19 protein-coding genes and 1 tRNA gene are annotated in these 16129 nt (G+C 52.0%); 7 read left to right on the forward strand and 13 right to left on the reverse strand.

Going from position 1 to position 16129, the window contains the following annotated elements; all coding sequences use genetic code 11:
- Window positions 1–304: 304 nt before the first annotated feature.
- The 3 genes from Q0746_RS05990 to Q0746_RS06000 all read left to right on the forward strand — a co-directional run bounded on the left by Q0746_RS05990 (window position 305) and on the right by Q0746_RS06000 (window position 1534).
- Window positions 305–643: a metalloregulator ArsR/SmtB family transcription factor gene (locus tag Q0746_RS05990; RefSeq protein WP_298258260.1), complete on the forward strand. Its 339-nt coding sequence runs from the start codon at window positions 305–307 to the stop codon at window positions 641–643.
- A complete protein-coding gene (locus tag Q0746_RS05995) occupies window positions 636–1121 on the forward strand; it encodes an SRPBCC domain-containing protein (RefSeq protein WP_298258262.1) in 486 nt (161 codons plus the stop codon). Before Q0746_RS05990 ends, Q0746_RS05995 begins: the two co-directional genes overlap by 8 nt.
- 95 nt (window positions 1122–1216) lie before the next feature.
- On the forward strand, window positions 1217–1534 hold the full coding sequence (locus tag Q0746_RS06000) for a hypothetical protein (protein ID WP_298258264.1): 318 nt from the start codon (window positions 1217–1219) through the stop codon (window positions 1532–1534).
- 361 nt (window positions 1535–1895) lie between these two features.
- Here the strand turns inward: Q0746_RS06000 and Q0746_RS06005 are convergent, their stop codons facing one another.
- The 5 genes from Q0746_RS06005 to Q0746_RS06025 form a co-directional block, all read right to left on the reverse strand.
- Window positions 1896–2804 (reverse strand): 2OG-Fe(II) oxygenase, encoded by a 909-nt coding sequence (locus Q0746_RS06005; RefSeq protein WP_298258266.1) that lies wholly within the window; start codon window positions 2802–2804, stop codon window positions 1896–1898.
- A 141-nt stretch (window positions 2805–2945) separates the two neighbouring features.
- The gene (locus Q0746_RS06010) at window positions 2946–3791 is read right to left on the reverse strand and encodes an enoyl-CoA hydratase/isomerase family protein (protein WP_298258268.1); all 846 of its coding nucleotides are present in this window, start codon (window positions 3789–3791) and stop codon (window positions 2946–2948) included.
- Between the two features lie 69 nt (window positions 3792–3860).
- Window positions 3861–4649 carry an SDR family NAD(P)-dependent oxidoreductase gene (locus tag Q0746_RS06015; RefSeq protein ID WP_298258270.1) on the reverse strand — a complete coding sequence of 263 codons (789 nt, stop codon included), beginning with the start codon at window positions 4647–4649 and terminating at the stop codon, window positions 3861–3863.
- A gap of 35 nt (window positions 4650–4684) precedes the next feature.
- The gene (locus tag Q0746_RS06020) at window positions 4685–5227 is read right to left on the reverse strand and encodes a CmcJ/NvfI family oxidoreductase (protein WP_298258272.1); all 543 of its coding nucleotides are present in this window, start codon (window positions 5225–5227) and stop codon (window positions 4685–4687) included.
- Window positions 5228–5239: 12 nt separating this feature from the next.
- Window positions 5240–5464, reverse strand: a complete 225-nt coding sequence (locus Q0746_RS06025) for a hypothetical protein (protein ID WP_298258274.1) — start codon at window positions 5462–5464, stop codon at window positions 5240–5242.
- Window positions 5465–5563: 99 nt separating this feature from the next.
- Between Q0746_RS06025 and Q0746_RS06030 the strand changes: the two genes are divergently transcribed.
- On the forward strand, window positions 5564–6478 hold the full coding sequence (locus Q0746_RS06030; protein ID WP_298258276.1) for a LysR family transcriptional regulator: 915 nt from the start codon (window positions 5564–5566) through the stop codon (window positions 6476–6478).
- Window positions 6479–6693: 215 nt separating this feature from the next.
- Here the strand turns inward: Q0746_RS06030 and Q0746_RS06035 are convergent, their stop codons facing one another.
- The 5 genes from Q0746_RS06035 to Q0746_RS06055 all read right to left on the reverse strand — a co-directional run bounded on the left by Q0746_RS06035 (window position 6694) and on the right by Q0746_RS06055 (window position 10208).
- Window positions 6694–7929: a DUF5677 domain-containing protein gene (locus Q0746_RS06035; protein WP_298258278.1), complete on the reverse strand. Its 1236-nt coding sequence runs from the start codon at window positions 7927–7929 to the stop codon at window positions 6694–6696.
- Between the two features lie 598 nt (window positions 7930–8527).
- Window positions 8528–9241 carry a toll/interleukin-1 receptor domain-containing protein gene (locus Q0746_RS06040; RefSeq protein ID WP_363322739.1) on the reverse strand — a complete coding sequence of 238 codons (714 nt, stop codon included), beginning with the start codon at window positions 9239–9241 and terminating at the stop codon, window positions 8528–8530.
- Window positions 9242–9414: 173 nt separating this feature from the next.
- Window positions 9415–9693, reverse strand: coding sequence for an HNH endonuclease domain-containing protein (locus Q0746_RS06045; RefSeq protein WP_298258282.1), 279 nt, complete (start codon window positions 9691–9693; stop codon window positions 9415–9417).
- Window positions 9694–9715: 22 nt separating this feature from the next.
- Window positions 9716–9922, reverse strand: coding sequence for a hypothetical protein (locus tag Q0746_RS06050; RefSeq protein WP_298258284.1), 207 nt, complete (start codon window positions 9920–9922; stop codon window positions 9716–9718).
- Window positions 9923–9983: 61 nt separating this feature from the next.
- A complete protein-coding gene (locus Q0746_RS06055; protein WP_298258286.1) occupies window positions 9984–10208 on the reverse strand; it encodes a DUF2188 domain-containing protein in 225 nt (74 codons plus the stop codon).
- A 197-nt stretch (window positions 10209–10405) separates the two neighbouring features.
- Here Q0746_RS06055 and Q0746_RS16685 point away from each other — a divergent pair, with 197 nt between their 5' ends.
- The 3 genes from Q0746_RS16685 to Q0746_RS06065 are packed head-to-tail and all read left to right on the forward strand — an operon-like array spanning window position 10406 to window position 12658.
- On the forward strand, window positions 10406–10723 hold the full coding sequence (locus tag Q0746_RS16685; protein ID WP_363322754.1) for a helix-turn-helix transcriptional regulator: 318 nt from the start codon (window positions 10406–10408) through the stop codon (window positions 10721–10723).
- Complete coding sequence (locus Q0746_RS06060; protein WP_298258288.1) at window positions 10720–11241, forward strand: ImmA/IrrE family metallo-endopeptidase; 522 nt, start codon at window positions 10720–10722, stop codon at window positions 11239–11241. Before Q0746_RS16685 ends, Q0746_RS06060 begins: the two co-directional genes overlap by 4 nt.
- Window positions 11242–11251: 10 nt before the next feature.
- Window positions 11252–12658, forward strand: a complete 1407-nt coding sequence (locus Q0746_RS06065) for an exonuclease domain-containing protein (protein ID WP_298258290.1) — start codon at window positions 11252–11254, stop codon at window positions 12656–12658.
- A gap of 406 nt (window positions 12659–13064) precedes the next feature.
- Here Q0746_RS06065 and Q0746_RS06070 read toward each other — a convergent pair.
- The 3 genes from Q0746_RS06070 to Q0746_RS06080 form a co-directional block, all read right to left on the reverse strand.
- Window positions 13065–13141, reverse strand: a tRNA-Arg gene (locus tag Q0746_RS06070).
- A 141-nt stretch (window positions 13142–13282) separates the two neighbouring features.
- Window positions 13283–14686 (reverse strand): HAMP domain-containing sensor histidine kinase, encoded by a 1404-nt coding sequence (locus Q0746_RS06075; RefSeq protein WP_298258292.1) that lies wholly within the window; start codon window positions 14684–14686, stop codon window positions 13283–13285.
- A 24-nt stretch (window positions 14687–14710) separates the two neighbouring features.
- On the reverse strand, window positions 14711–16129 hold the full coding sequence (locus tag Q0746_RS06080) for an FAD-dependent oxidoreductase (RefSeq protein WP_298258294.1): 1419 nt from the start codon (window positions 16127–16129) through the stop codon (window positions 14711–14713).

Below are 16129 nucleotides of genomic sequence, written 5' to 3' on the forward strand. Positions count from 1 at the left end.
ACCAGCCATATTCTGCTCCGAGGCATCGTCCGCCTAGGATTGCGGAAGTTTCAGCAAGGTCGGCCCTTTGCGGACCTTCGTGGCTGGACGAAGCGCTGCAGCGCAGCTTCCCCGAACCGGACATTCGCTGCACCAGTGATATCGACGCGTTTCTAAAGATCCAAAGAGCGGGACTTTGCTGCCGTTGGCATGACGTCCAGCAACGTCCGCTATTGTGAAATTCAGTGAGTTCAAGACCCACGAAAAAGGGGTTACCGTATTATACCACTTGCTTAATTAACCGTTTGGTTTATTAATGGCTTCCATGAATACATCTGACCAACTTGACGCAGCCTTCGCCGCATTGGCCAACCCGACTCGGAGAGCGATCCTTGCGCATTTGGCACAGGGTGAAGCAACCGTGAACACCTTGGCAGAGCCGTTCGATATGAGCCTGCCTGCCATCTCAAAACATATACGTGTTCTTGAAAATGCCGGTCTAGTCACACGGGGGCGGGATGCGCAATTCCGACCCTGCATACTGAATGCACAACCACTAAAGGTCGTCGCCAATTGGACCGATCAGTACCGCCACATCTGGGATGCGCGCTTTGACGTGATGGCCGGAGTCCTCCAAACGATGAAGGAAACAAAAAATGAGTGATCAGCAAACTTGGGTAAAGATTCAGCGCGAATTCGACGCGCCGATTGAAAAAGTTTGGGATATGTGGACTGACCCAGAGCTCTTCAAGCAATGGTACGGCCCTATGGGGATGTCTGTTCCAACAGCTGAAATGGATGTCGTTGTCGGCGGCATACGCAAGGTTTGCATGGAAATGAAATCGCCCGAGCGCACGATGTCGATGTGGTTCACAGGTGTCTACAAAGAGGTCAAAAACCCATACCGCCTCGTTTATACTGAAAGCATGTGCGACGAAGACGGAACGATTATCTCACCCCAAAGCATGGGTATGCCAGCGGGGCACCCTGATATCACCGAAGTTATCGTTGAGTTAAGCGAAGCCGATGGTATGACCACTATGACGATGGTTCATGTCGGTGTGCCAGAAGGCTCGGGCGGTGATGGTGGATGGAACCAAGCCTTCGACAAACTCGCAGATCTTTTTGGAAGCAACACATGAACACGGATATCTCACGGCCAACGGGCTGGAAGCCCATTCCGCTAGCGCTCTAAGTTCTTTCTGTTGTGATGCTGTTGTGGGCCATTGGATCAGCGATGAACCTCGCAAACCTGATGGAAAACGGTTTGCCGGTACTCGGCACATTTGTGTTCGGCATTAGCGCGTTACTTGTGGTCTTGTTTTTGGATTTCATTGGACCAGCGGTGTTCTTATACGCACTTTGGAACAGAAAACCTTGGGGTGTGAAGTGGGCCTTTTTCTATATTGGGCTGTTCGTTCTCAACGGTATTGTTGCTTTGCTCACCGTGAGTGATCTGCTTGGGTTTGCACAAATACTGGTTCCAAACATTGCCAGCTTATTGTTCCTGTCAGTGATCTACTGGAAGCGGGCCTATTTTGCCGGTGCGAACTGATGTTCTTTCAATAGCCGACGTTCGTGCAAAGCGCAGCATTCGGTAACATGGGCTCATATCAGCCATATTCTGCTCCGAGGCATCGTCCACCTCGGATGCGGAAGTTTCAGCAAGGTCGGCCCTTTGCGGACCTTCACGACGATCTCAAATACTGCGGCGCAGCCCGCATAGCGGACATTGCCTAACGAGAACAGAATTTGAACATGTCTGATGGCTGCATCGCGGACAAAGCAACATTCGAGTAATCGCAAACACATATCAGCTTTGTTTGGATCAGCCTCACACCAATCGTTACAAAAACGCGGGCGATACTCATCGCCCGCGTGTGGCTTGATTGTGGAAAAAATAGAATTCTTTACTTTTAAAACGGAGCAAAACTGTCGCTGGCGTTGTTGGGCACGCTCCAGCGCTCACTGGGACCAATCGCTAGCTCTGGCGCGCCCTGCATTGGTACCTGACCATGATCGCCATACAGCCACAGTACAAGATTCGAGCGTTCCCCTTTCGTGATCGGCATGGATTCATGCGCGACACTTCCGTGGTGAATGAGCGCCGTACCAGGTTTAAAACTCAGCTCCGCAATTTGCCGTGTGACGCGATCAAAGAAGCGAACGCCTGAGCCAGAGAATTCCTCCCCGGGTAAGTTCAAATTCAGGTTCAGCGTCACCGACGACGCATCTGTATGCGCGCGTAATGACGTGTCTTTGTCGGCTTGCCACTGAATGGAAAACCCAAAGGTTTGCGTGTCATAGCCATAGATGTCGGGGAACAGCAAACGCGACACTGGCCGCATATAGGCATCCATCAGGTCGCGGTAAAAGGATTGAAAGCTCGGTGCTGCGAGGTATCCTTCGGAACGGCTGTCGAGCATTGCACCACCTCGATTAAGTGAGATGCCATATGGCGGGCGCAGCGGGATATCTGCATTGGCTGCAGCATCCATATAGCCACGCAAAATGTGCAACTGATCTGGGTCAAAGAACTGTGTTTCGTAAACGCCTGGAAAGACTTCTTTCCAAAGATCCTTAACGGCCCCCTCTGTGCATGGATCTTTCCATGCTGCTTCTACCGCTGTGCGCAACTTTGCATCGTAAAGGTTGCTATCCAAAACAGGGCGCGTGGCGCCTTCGCCTTCCCATTCTGCCCAAGCCTTTTGAAACAGAGTTTTGTTTTCATCCCAAAAGTGCTGCACGGAAGGGGCGCGGTTTAGCATTGCTTCGCGTGTTGGTCGTTCCACATTGCGGACTTGATCTAATGTCTCGAGTGCCATTTTGTTTTCTCCTGTTAAGTTCCCTTGCGAAATCTACGCTTCGCGCTGTTTCCAAATAGAACTTTTAATGTCCGAAATCCTTCGTTTTGCATTTCATGCGGACACGCCAAATGTGACTGGGGTGCCCGCGTTTGTTGAGGGTTAATTGATATCCTGAACGTCCATCACCAAGGAATTCCAGTTGCGCTGGTTTTCGATGTCGTGCTCCAGCCCCTGCTCATCCGCGATGGTAAAGCGTTTCACCGCCGGCGTTTTGCTGGTGGCTTGGTACAGCCAATAGGCTTCTGCCTTCAGCGCTTCATCAATGGGTTTGTCGATGGATTCATATACCATTTGCTTACAAGCATTGATCGAGTCCGCTGGGAACTTTGCGATCCGTTTGGCCAGCGTGTCCACATAGGCGTCGATCTCATCAGCCTCGAACGCTTTGTTGATGGTGCCCATGGCTTCGGCTTCATCCGCATCAAAATCCCGCGCGCTAAGGATGATTTCCAATGCGCGACCCAGACCCGTCTGACGTGCCATGCGCGACGCACCGCCAACACAGGGCAAGATACCCATGCCTACTTCCATTTGCATAAATTTGAATTTGCCACGCACAGCAAACCGCATGTCGAGCGCGAGCGCCAATTCATGCCCACCGCCCCGCGCGAAGCCTTCAAGTTTCGCAATGGTGGCTTGGGGCACTTTGCTGAGCCGTTCGCAGACGGATTGCAGATCGAGCAGCTGTGCTTCTTCGCGCGATACGGCCTCGGTGGACATATCCTTCAGCAATTCGGTGTCACAGTGACAGACCCAGATTTCGGGGTTGGCTGATTGAAAGATAACAACTTTGGTTTCGCGATCCCGTTCCAGCCGCATTGCGAGGCTGTTCAAATCCGCCAGCATTTCTTGGCCTTGAACGTTAACGGTTCCAAAGTCAAAAGTGACAGTTGCGACAGCGTCTTCTACTTTGACGTCGAAGGTTGTGAAGTTTTCGTATTTCATTTGGGCGGTCCTTTCTTGGTCCCGCGCAAGATGTCTTGACGGGTTGGTTGAGTGTTCGTTTAGGTTGGCTTAGCTGAGCGCTTTGACCGCTTCTTTAATGCCGCGCATCACTTGCGCTGCATGATCTGCGTTTGAAGCCGCGGAATGGGGCGGTGCGAACTGCGCGCTGTCGTTGTCAAAATACTGGCCCGACGCATTTGCAAAAGACGCGCCAAGGGCTGCTTCGCGCAGGATGTCTGCGCCAATGCTCAGATCATTTCCTGCAACGCCAAAACCTTCTTTGACCATTTTGGACGCCAGTAAAGACCCTGGATTTACAGCGACGATAACGGGGCCATCAGGCAGTTCCTTTGCCATTTCGGCCGACCAAATCGTGATCGCCAGCTTACTTTGCGCATAGGCGGACATGTCATCAAGCGATTTGCGGCCCTGCAACGCCTCTAGATCAACAGGCGCTTGGGCTGCGGAGGACAGGTTCACAACACGTCCTTCCTTGGGAATAATGGGCAACAGCGCGCGCGTCAAAGCGTAGGGCGCAAAGGTGTTGACCATGAAGCGGGCGTCATATCCATCTGGCGTCTTTGGGTCGTTCAATTTAAGAACGCCCGCGTTGTTGATCACTGCATCCAGCCGTGTGTGACTACTGCGAATGTTATCGGCCATGGAAACAACCTCGGACATCCGCGTCAGATCAGCCGAGTATGTTTCGCACGTGCCGCCTACTTCTTTAGCGGCAGCCTCCAATTTGGCTGCGCTACGCCCGTGCAACAAAAGGGTGTGCCCTTCTGCGGTCAAGGCTTTGGCAGTGACAAGGCCGATGCCGTCTGTTGCGCCAGTGATAAGGATAACTTTGGACATACTGGTCCCTTTCACGTTTTTGAAGGAGGCTTGATTTAATAGCGCACCAAAGTGCGGCTCTCGATGCTTTTGCGGATTGTGTGACAGTTCGGATCTTCGACCATGTCCAAAGCGCTGTGCCCGACAGAGGGCCGGCCTTGGTTGTCGTAGATGTTGAAGTAAACGACATCGTCTGGAGTCATTTTTGACATGTAGACCCATTCATGGTGCGAGTTTTCCGCCAATCCCATGATCTGCCCTTTGCGATCTGGGTAAATCAGATCGAGCAAAATCCAGTCTTCATCATCCACGCTAGACGGACGAATGAATCCTAGCGGCGCGGAGTTGATTGTATCACCAACAGGACGCCAGACATTTATAAACGCATAATGACCCTTGGCCCATTCTGCGGCTTTCTCTTCGCCCAAGATATCGATCAGCCGCTGCTCAGCGCCATCGACACTATAGTCGCTGTGGACATTTCGTGCGGGCTTACGCGCGGCGTTTGGATCATCTGTGCGCACGGTGTGATCGAATACCACGACTTCTTTCGCACTTACTTGATCGTTCAACAAGGCTGTCAATTCTCCGGTGTACACGTCTTCCCAAACTTAGTCCGCGTCAAAGCTTTGAACCGCAGTTGGACGCACGGCAAACCCTACTGAATCCGCTTCAAAACTGGCCTCAGTGCTTTGCTCCCGTTGATCTGAAACCGCAACCACAATCGCGGCCAGTTCAGGCGAGATAAGGTTGCCGACGATGCCGCCTGCATCCAGCTCAAACGCTTGGCGTTCGGGCTTGTGAACGTGGTAATTTACGGTCGCTGTTTGGGCCATTGGATGCTCCTGCGTTTGCTGTTGATTATGACTTATCACTTCTAAAACCTATAAAAAGCAGGCCAAAATAACTTCAGAATTCCGAAAAGGTATATAATAATGGACATTCAAAGCCTGCGCCTATTTGTTTTGGCCGCGGAAACCCTGAACATCAGCGCCGCTGGACGTACTCTTGGGTTTGCCCCAGCCGTCGCCAGTACACGGATTGCTAAGCTGGAACATTATGTGGGTGCAGAACTGCTACACCGTTCCACACGCAAAGTGTCTTTGTCGCTGGAAGGGCAAGAGTTCCTGCCCTACGCCCGCGAAATGATTGCGCAAGAAGAGGCCGCCCTCGCAGCACTAGGTGCAGGACAGGCGCAGATTAGGGGAACCCTGCGTTTTGCAGCCCCTAGCAGTTTTGCGCAGCTGTATATCGCACCGTTGGTGCCAGCCTTTATGGAAAAATACCCGGAATTGCGCTTGGACCTGCACCTCTCAGATTCGCAATTTGATCTGATCGAAGGCAGCTACGATCTTGCCTTGCGCAATTCGGTTCTTGAAGACAGCAGCCTGACAGCGCGTAAACTAGCGGATGACGAACGAATACTCTGCGCATCCCACGACTATCTCAAGGCATATGGAACGCCCCAACATCCCACCGAATTAAACACACATCGCTTGATCGCGTTTAGGAATTTGGAACCAATAGGACTAAGCAAACAAGACGAGGACACTGCCCATTTCGATCCAAGAAAATCTAAACACTGCATCATTTTGAACGATGGCCTGACCCAAAAACGCACCACCTGCGCGGGCGCTGGAATTTCCATAAACTCTCTCTGGCTGGTGCATGAAGAACTGGCAAACGGCTCGCTGCAACGTGTGCTGCCAGAATATGAAGTTACAGACAAACCAGCATTGTGGTTGATCTACCCTAAAAGCAACGTTGTTTCCGCTAAAGTTCGGGTATTCATGGATTTTTTAATTGAAGAGATCGGCCAATCAAAAGCGTGGCTAGTCAACGAAAGCTGACATTGGCGGCGGTGCAGAAATTTAGTTCTAAGGGCTCACTGCCGCCATCAGATCGGTCGCAGCATGTTTGCTTGATGGACCGCATCCCCCCTCGGGAACGGCCCTAAGCGGACCTTCTCCGAGTGGGGTGATGTTGCGATGCAGCGTCTTCAAAGCAGACATTGCAAATTAAACACAGTCGTTACCGCCCGCTCTCACCAGGACCATATTTGCCTTCAGACTCCAAGTTTCGCCAGTTCTTCTAATTCAATCTCTTCGGCAATTCGGTTGCAGTGTTTTGATACGCGGTCCCTCAGAAGAGCTAGGCTCTGCATTTGTGCCGCAAGTTCAATATCGAGCGGCGTCTTGAACACCAGAACAGTGATTTGAAGAAGCGACTGCGCAGTCAGAATAGCTGGCGTATCCATTCCGTAGTTTGACGCGCCCGCTATCATGTGTCCCGGTCCACCTACAGTACTCAGCGTCCGAAAGGTTCCCGCGACACCCGCATGAACCTTGAAGCTGGACATTTTGTATTCTGGCGGAAGCGCCCCCCAGTCCACAGCCTTTTCCAGGTCTTGAAAGGTGGGTTTCTTGAGACCAAGGTATTCGGCGGCCCACCCGTAGGGTGACGCAAAAGGTTTTCCAAATTTGGCAATCAATGCATGATATTCGTCCTCAAGCTCTCGACCTTCTTCGTCCAGCTTGTCCCTGTCAAAGATCTCTCCACAAAAGCGAAACTCATTGGTGATGTTTGTTCTCATGCTGACGACATCGTGCGCAAAATAGCGGCTCGCCGTATCATCGCCCGCTTGGTGGATGAAGTAAGCGACCACGTTCAATTCGTAGAGCGTTCGCCAACGCGCATAGGAACCATCCGGCAAACCGTTCTCGATAAGGGTCAGTATCTCAAGCGTGGTTTGACATGCACGGATGTGAAGTGCTGAAACAGCCATCCGAGTTTCGATACCTTTTTTTGCTTTTGAGCGGCCAAGTCTATCCGCGTAGTCCTGTCCCCGTTCACGCGCGGCCACCAACATCATCCTGAGGGGATCGAGTCCCTTTTTCCATCTCTGGTCTAATCGGTCCTTGAAGTGGGCTTGCTCATGCATGTAGTCGATCTTGAGCCATTCCCAGTCATCCTTGAGTCGCTTCGCAACATCTTTTGCCGTCTTTTGCAGAGCGGTATCAACGACGTCGGGAAGCTCTTCAGTGAAACGTTCCATGGCTTCAAGGATTTCGTTTTGGTCTTCTTCTGTGAATGAGATATTGATTTGGCGTGGTGGACCTTCTTCGCCGTCATCCCAAACAAAACTACCCTCGTTGTCACCCATGACGTGGTCAACAAAAGCTTCAATCGCGGCTTTATCCGCCACACCTTCTGCCCGAAGCTTCTTTTTCAGCTTCTTGCGCACCAACCGGCGAGGAAGCTCAGAAATCATGCCTTCAAGTTTCTTCTCAATCTTGCCCATACTCGCCCCATTTAATCCGGAGGTCATTCTAACATGGGAAAACCTGCCGTTCACTCGCTTCCAGACAGAGAGCCAAATACATGTCCGATGGCTATCTATCAAACCGTCCCTTTGGTTTTCCCAGGCGTGGAGGAAGGGATCGCAGCTTGTGCGTGGTCTTAGGTTTAGGCTTTTTCAGCGGGTTGGGCTCTATCTCTCGCCGGCCTAGTTCGGTTATGCGATAGCCACGAGTTTCGAACCATTTGTTGATACCAGCCTCGATCATCCTCCAACCTTCAAGATCGGAAAGCGTTTTATTACCGATACCGGGCGATAACTTGTTGCGAGAGACAAATATCAACTCCCCGTTACTGCGAGAACCCTCGAAGTCGCATTCTTCGCGTAGCTTTCGGAGTGCATCGAAGTGCCGCTTGGTAAGTTCGCGGTTCATCTCTAAACTCGCCCACTTTTTGAAAATGAATGTCGCAGAACGAACGTTAATGGAGCGCAGGCCCGCTGCAAACTCACCGCATATCTCAAAGCCCCATTTCAGATTGAGCCGTTCTGGAAAGCATGGTTCGCGGGAGAATTTGGCTTCCGTTTCGTGCCCATGACCCGACTAAACGGCTACCAATTCAGCGATTTTTGTCGCGACTTCGGCCATCGTCTCTTCAGCGGTACTCAGACCGGCTCGGGAGGCGAGCAAGAGGCTAACCTTCTCAAGGTCTTCGTAGGTTGTTCCATGTGCAACCGGGATAAGCCGCTCGCGCCGAAGGAGTGCCGAAAGCTCTTTGTCTGCGACGCCTTCAGCGGGAAGGCGTTTTAGCATGGCTGGAGTCACCAGAACGATGCCGACACGCGAATTCACCAAACCTTTGTCGATAGCACGCATCATCGGCACACCTAGGCCAAGGTCTTTTTCGCTGAACCACACGCGGACACCCGATGCTTCAAGTAGATCATGCAATTCCTTTGCTGATCCCTGCCTGTCGTCCCACGCGTGGCAAAGAAACACGTCACGAAGGTCAGGCTGTGAGGCCGCTAGACTCTCTACGTTTTCTCGAACCGGCGTGAGTGTCCGTACTTGGGCTGGCGTGTAGACAACAGACGAACCAGCTCGCGACCAGCGTGGCTTAGCAGTGCTATTACGCCCTCCGCCATCACTACGTCTGCTTCCAGATGATGAGTAGGATGGGGTTGAGTACGACGGGGTTGAGTAGGAACTATATCCGCCATAGCCGCGAGACCTACCACCACGACACGCAGGACAATTCGCGGCCCCACTAGCAGTACGGTGGCCATTTCTTGGTGCTGTGCATTGTGCCATGTTCATTCCTTATCTTATTAGACGCATAGAAGCTTCGGTCTATTCACTTCGACAAATATCTTTTCGTTAAACGACCGGAACAAGTAATAGGCTTTCTGGTCTGTTGATTGATATTTATGAAATTGGCCCCAATTTGGCAGGGCTAGATTAATTTGCATGGATCCGTCATTTACGGCCAATCACCAAAAGCTCCGAGACTTTGATTTGGCTGGCATCTTATCCGACTTCTGGCGATTGGCAGCCGTTTGCAGGGCCTGCAGGTTCCGCCTGCTATCGGATCCTCCTTTAGACGAAGGCTTGATGTGATCAACCTGCCAACCCATCGGGCTGTTTCTACCGTATGCAGCCTTGTAGATCACATTTCCCTTTGAATCTCTTCGATACTGATTGGGGTTTTTCCCGCGAACAGGTGCCGCTTTCCCCCAGACGTGTTCGATGTCGCTTTTCTTGATCGGCATAACCGTTGTCCTTTTGTTTAATTTAGCCTGTGTGGCACGCTTCGCAGCAATAGTAGCAACCATTCACCTGCGAATAATGTTTCTTGGCCTCTGCGACCGCACTTGCACAGCCCGCGAATTCGCCAAGGTAGATGCGGTTGGCAGTCTGTGGCAGCCATGAGCACCCTGTTGTGTGTACTTCATGGTCACCGTTGGATTGCTGGTTCTTGTTTACATAGTAGCTAGCCATATTTGGGCTCCTGCGTTCAGGGAGTTATTTGTATGAGGTGCAAACCTCATCTTGCTGCGTGTTAACCTTTGGGTGGGTAAGGATCATTGCCATGAGAGTCTCTGGCGCGGATTTGACCATTGCGTCCATGAATAAGAAGCTCTGAGCCTTGATTTTGCGAGATGCTTCGTCCCGCATCAATTGCTTGCTGCTGTGTTGTATGGACCGATGTCGCCCGCTGGGCCCCAGCCCCGCGAACTGCCCATCCGTTTTCATGAGGTACAATATGCTGGTTTCGTTTCGGCATTTTCTTTCCTTCTTTCAGTCTGATCCAAGGTTTTCGAATCTCATGATTGGAAACTGCATGGTTAACGGAGAGTTGTCAATGTAAACGTCTCAATGTTTATATTGCAAACATATGTTTGCATTGTTGACACGCTTGGGTTTCGAAGGGTAACAGTGTCTATGTCCAGAAAAGCAATCTATATGGCCTTTGGAGACAACATGTCGTCCCGGCGAAAGCAGCTCAATTTGACACAGAATGACCTAGCGACACGGACGGGTCTCTCACGTGCGTCGATAGCAAACATGGAGCGAGGCCACCAAAATGTCGCGCTTCATCACCTGTACGCTATAGCCTCGGCTCTAGATGTTGTGAGTGTTTCGGACTTGCTGCCTTCATTGAAAACAATTGCCAGAACTCAAGAGGAGGACGATATGTTGCCAACAAACGAAGCCTTGTCGGATACAAGCAGGAGAAGCGTCAACGACTTGATTAGGAAAGCCCTGAAACAGGGTGACCAAAAGAGACAGGGACGATGACGCCCGATAGAAAACGGGCAAGAAACGCCGCGCAAATTGTGCTAGAGGAGTTCGGCATCAAACGCGTTCCAGTCCCTGTTGAGCGAATAATAAAATCTAAGAATATTATGCTTGAGTATGCCCCGCTTGATGAAGAACTGTCTGGAATGGCATACACCCAAGATGGGATTTCAATTATTGGCATCAATGCGTTGCACCACCCAAACCGTCAGCGTTTTTCGGCGGCGCATGAGTTGGGGCATCACGTACTACATGCTGCAGAGATACAAAATACGGTTCATGTTTCCAAAGGGCTGCGCGCATTGAGGCGCGATCCCGTTTCTTCTCAAGGCAGCGACCCTTTGGAAATTGACGCTAATACATTTGCTTCGGAACTCTTAATGCCTGAAAATTTCTTACTCGAAGAAATTGGGCCGGATGGCCTGGACATGGAAGACGAAACAAGTGTCGAAAAACTGGCAAAAAGGTTCCGAGTTAGTGTTGCTGCAATGAAGTTCCGCCTGGGAGGTTTGATTTGAGGTAGTTTTTTTGGCGTTTGTATTCTTTGACACTGAGACGACTGGGCTTCACAAAGGCTTCGACCAGATCGTTCATTTTGCCGCGATCAGAACCGATGAAAACCTCAGTGAGATTGAACGGTTCGAGATGCGTTCTAGGCTTAACCCGAACGTTGTTCCACACCCTGAGGCATTGGCAATCAACAGGTTACCAATCGAAAAGCTTCTCAATAAAGAACAACCGTCTCACTATGAAATGATGCAGCACGTGGAAGCCAAGCTGCGTAGTTGGTCGCCTTCCATTTTCCTTGGGTACAATTCTGTCAAATTTGATGAAGAGATGCTCCGGCACGCGCTGTTTCAAACTCTTCATCCAGCCTATTTGACCAGTTTTCATAACAACGGTAGAAATGATGTCTTGTCATTAGCTTTGGCCGCTTACGCCATCGATCAAGATGCTATCACGGTACCATTGCGGGACGATGGAACGCCCATCTTTCGCCTTGCTGACTTGGCGGCAGTAAATGAGATATCTGTAGGCAGCGCTCATAACGCGATGTCTGACGCAGAAACAACGTTATTTTTATGTAAGAAAATAATGCAGCGGTGCCCCGAGCTATGGCAACGCTTTGTGCGCTTCTCGAACAAAACAGCTGTTTCAGAGTTCATTTCGACAGAAGAAGGATTTCTTCTTACAGAGATTTATAAGAACAGAGCTTATCACACGCCAGTCGCGTTCATTGGAGAAGACCCGAACCCAGGGAATGGGCGGCTTTGTATCGACTTACGGCTGAACTTTGACGAACTTGCATCATTGACCGCTCAGGAGCTGCATGCGTTTCTATCTCGAAAACCTTGCCCTATCCGTAAAATCCAAACAAACGCGGGCCCAACAATAACCCCTCTGTGGGAAGCAGCGGATGGGTTGCTGGGAGACCTTGGTATCGACGAGCTAGAAGATCGAGCTAGTACAGTGATCGAGGACGACGAATTGAAGCATCGGCTAGTTGAGATTTACTCAACTAGCCGTGAACCATTCGCAGAACCCACACATATCGAAGAAAAACTGCACGGCATCTGGCTAAGCGATGCAGACTCAGCGCGTGCACGCCAGTTCCATAGGACACCATGGCCTGACAAGTACGAAATCATCCAGACTATGGAGGATGAGCGGTTGCGCGAATTTGGAACGCGCTTAATATTTTTTGAAGCCCGCTCTTGCTTGCCTAAAGAAGTCGTTGACCGACTAGATCGTGAGACTGCAGAGCGGCTGGCACATCCAGACGACAAACCAATGTCATTGAAGCGGTGTCTCGACGAAATCCGTAAGTTGGATGAGACCAGAAATGGCGATCAGCCGATGCCTGACATTTTGAATGGATTTCGAGAATACGTCACGAACCGAAAAGCAAGGGTTGCCGCATTCTTGGATGGCTGATGATTAGATTGACAGTGGACAATCAGGTCACGAATGAATGTCCGCTCTTGCATGCCCCTCTCAACTCTTCGCGAATGCAGCGAATGTCGGCTCTCCGCCCTTCTCTACAAAAGAACTAGGGGACGTCGTCCCCACGCGCCTGCAACACAATTAAACAGGGCCGTGTCCTCGGCTGCGCCTGTGGGCCGCTCCAACCCTGTCGAATTGTATTGCACTTGCTACCCCCAACCCTCGCCGGGAGCAGGTTTTAGAGGCAGGCGCGCTAAAGCGCTTTGCTCAAAACCAGTTTTGAAAGGGTAATCATGCAAGACGTCATCTTAAACGACCAAAGGCAAAGCTATGCGTCGAAAAAGGTAAAGCTCCGTCGCAAATGGCAGAACTATGTGTCGTTTCACAAAAGTAGAAGTGGCGCGCTGGGGAGGATTCGAACCCCCGACCCCTTGATTCGTAGTCAAGTACTCTATCCAACTGAGCTACCAGCGCGCGGTGTGGGGGCGATGTAACCCTGCCTCAACAGCAATGCAACCCCAATTTAGCGAGTTCTGAAAAGAACGTTCGCCGGACAGCAAATTTCAGCAAAGACAGGCCCGTGAAATGATCCATCAGGCGCATTCCTAGAAGTGGCTATTGTGCGGCTTGGCTGAACAAGGCGTTTTCCTTGGGCAAATACAACTCGAATACTGTTCCTGACTCGTCGGAGCGCTGCAACGAGAGCTTTCCGCCGTGCCCGCGGGCGAGTTCGGCCGCAATCGCAAGCCCAAGTCCGCTACCGCCTGCGCGCACTCCGCCTTCGAATGCTGTGAACAAATTCTCTCGTGCTCTGGGCGGCAGTCCTGGCCCCGTGTCCGAGACAATGACACACCAGCCATCCGAGGATTCAGCGCCCGAGATGCTGATTTCCCCTGCTCCCCCCGCGGCTTCCAACGCCTGCCTTGCGTTTCGCACCAGATTTCCGAGTATTCGGTAAAGCTGCTCACTATCACAGCGGACCATCATCTGTGTGGGAACATCGCAGACGAATTGAATGCCATCCGTTGCTGATAACTCTTCGCTTTTCAGTACGTCATCTGCGATCTCAAACACTTGTGTGATCGCCAACTTGGGCTGCGCTTCGTCCACGCGGCCAAATGCCAAGGTGCTTTCACATAGGTTCACCGCGCGGCTAAGGGAATTCACCAATTTGGGGGCCGAGCGTTGCACCGCAGGATCCTCCGAACGCTCCATTCGGTCCGCAAGCAATGTGGCAGTGGTCAGGATATTGCGTAAATCATGGCTGATCTTCGCGACAGCCCCCCCAAGCTGGGCAAGACGTTCCTTCTGCTTGAGCGAGCCGGTAAGCCGCGTTTGCAATTCGGCCAATGTGTCCTCTGCGGCCCGCAGCTCGTTGATGCCAGATGTCGGTTTGATCACCAGCCGCGCGTCCTCAGGTGCCTGCGCATAGGCCTCCATCGAATGAACAACACGCTTGATCGGCCTCACCATGAAACGCCCGACTGTTAAGAACAATAGAGCCGCAGAAAAAACCGAAATCACAGCCGAGAGAAAAAGGACGTTCAATCCATATTCAAGCATGGCGGTTCTAAGTGGGGCCTGTGGCATCGCAACTTCGATCAATGTGCCCGCCGCCTGTGTCGGCTCGCCGAGCACGCGAATTACCCCATCACGGGTGTCGAACAATTGCTTCATCGCCCCCATAATCAGGTACCAAGCGGACGGATCGCGCAGATCAACCATTGTGGTCACCGCCCCTGGTACCGGCGAAGACAGCACAAGTTGGCTGGCCACGTCACGACGCAGGACAACATTATAGACCCCCGCGTTATCAAGCAGCTCCTGCGCCAAATCAGGAGAGATGCTTTGGTCTTGTGAGGCCAGCACCGACAAAGACGCAATCTGCGATTTTTCCAGACGGGCCAAAAGGTAATCCTGCCGGAATCGCGCAACAGAAGGGACGAAGATCAGTACCTCCGCAATCATCACAAAGATGATCGACAGCAGCAAAAAACGGCCTGAAAGAGAATTGATCAAGGGCCTACCTCCAACCAGCGCGCCTTAGGGAATGAACTTTTGAACAAATCCAACAACTCGCTTCACCATATCGCTTTCAAACAGTCTTGGCGAGAAATAGGCACCCGCCGCGCGTTTGTTCACCTCTCCCAGTGTGGGATAGGGGGCGACCATTCCGGCAATCTGACTCATTTTTAGGTTGTTTGCGATAGCCAGCGCCCAAACGCCGATCAAATCGCCCGCGCTTGCGCCCACAATAGAGGCTCCAACTGGGCGTCCTTTGACGACCATCACCTTGATCAAGCCCGTGGTTTTTCCTTCGGCAATTGCGCGGTCATTCTCGTGGAATGGAAAGCGGTAAACTTCGGCCTTATCACCATGCGCCTCCCGCGCTTCCGCTTCGGTCAAGCCGACTTGCGCCAACTCTGGGTCGGTATAGGTGGCCCACGGGATGTGGCCCTGCTTGGCCTTGGAGGGCAGTCCGAACAAAATCGAGCGGATGACAACACCAGCGTGATACCCAGCGACATGGGTAAACTGCAACTGCCCCGCCACATCCCCGATCGCATAGACCTTTTTGTTGGACGTCTTCATCGACGCGTCTACCTCAATGCCCCGACGGGAATATTCGATGCCGGCTTTTTCCAAGTCCATATCGTGCACATTCGCCGCACGGCCAACCGCCATCAACAAATGCGTGCCTTCAAAAACGCGCCCGTCCTTGGCCTTCACGGTGATGTTGCCAGCTGTGCCGGAAATCTCTTCAGCGAGCGCATCTTCTTCAATGACCATCCCTTCTGCGCGCATCCGTTCCAACACAACCGCCGCCAGCTCTGGGTCATCCTTCCCCATCGCCTTCATGCCCTCAATTACGGTAACCTTCGCCCCAAGACGCAAATGTGCCTGCGCCATCTCAATGCCAATCGGGCCGCCGCCGACCACCAGCAGATGCTTGGGCAACTCACGCAAATCCCATAGGCTTTCGTTGGTTAGATAGGGCACATTCTCCAGCCCAGGAATAGGCGGGACAAAAGGCGAAGAGCCGGTCGAGATCACAACACGCCGCGCAGTAATTTCGGTGTCGCCTGCCTGAACCGTGTTTTCCCCCGTAAATCGCCCGCGTTCGCGGATCACGGTCACTCCAAGCCCCTCAAACCTCTCTTGACTGTCGACAGGCTCGATCGTTGCAATCACCTTGTTCACATGATCCTTCGCGGCCGCGTAATCCACCTGAGGCACCACGTCCGCCACCCCAAACATAGCACCGTGCCGCAAAGCATATGCTTGCTTGCCCGCCGCAATCAGCGCCTTGGAGGGAACGCAGCCATAGTTCAAACAGTCCCCCCCCATCTTGTGGTCTTCCAACAGCACCACTTTCGCCCCCATTTGCACAGCGCCAGCGGCCACCGACAAACCTCCGGAACCGGCCCCAATGACCAGCAAGTCGGTCGTAATTTTCTTCAT

The organism is uncultured Litoreibacter sp. (assembly GCF_947487515.1).
GTDB lineage: Bacteria > Pseudomonadota > Alphaproteobacteria > Rhodobacterales > Rhodobacteraceae > Litoreibacter.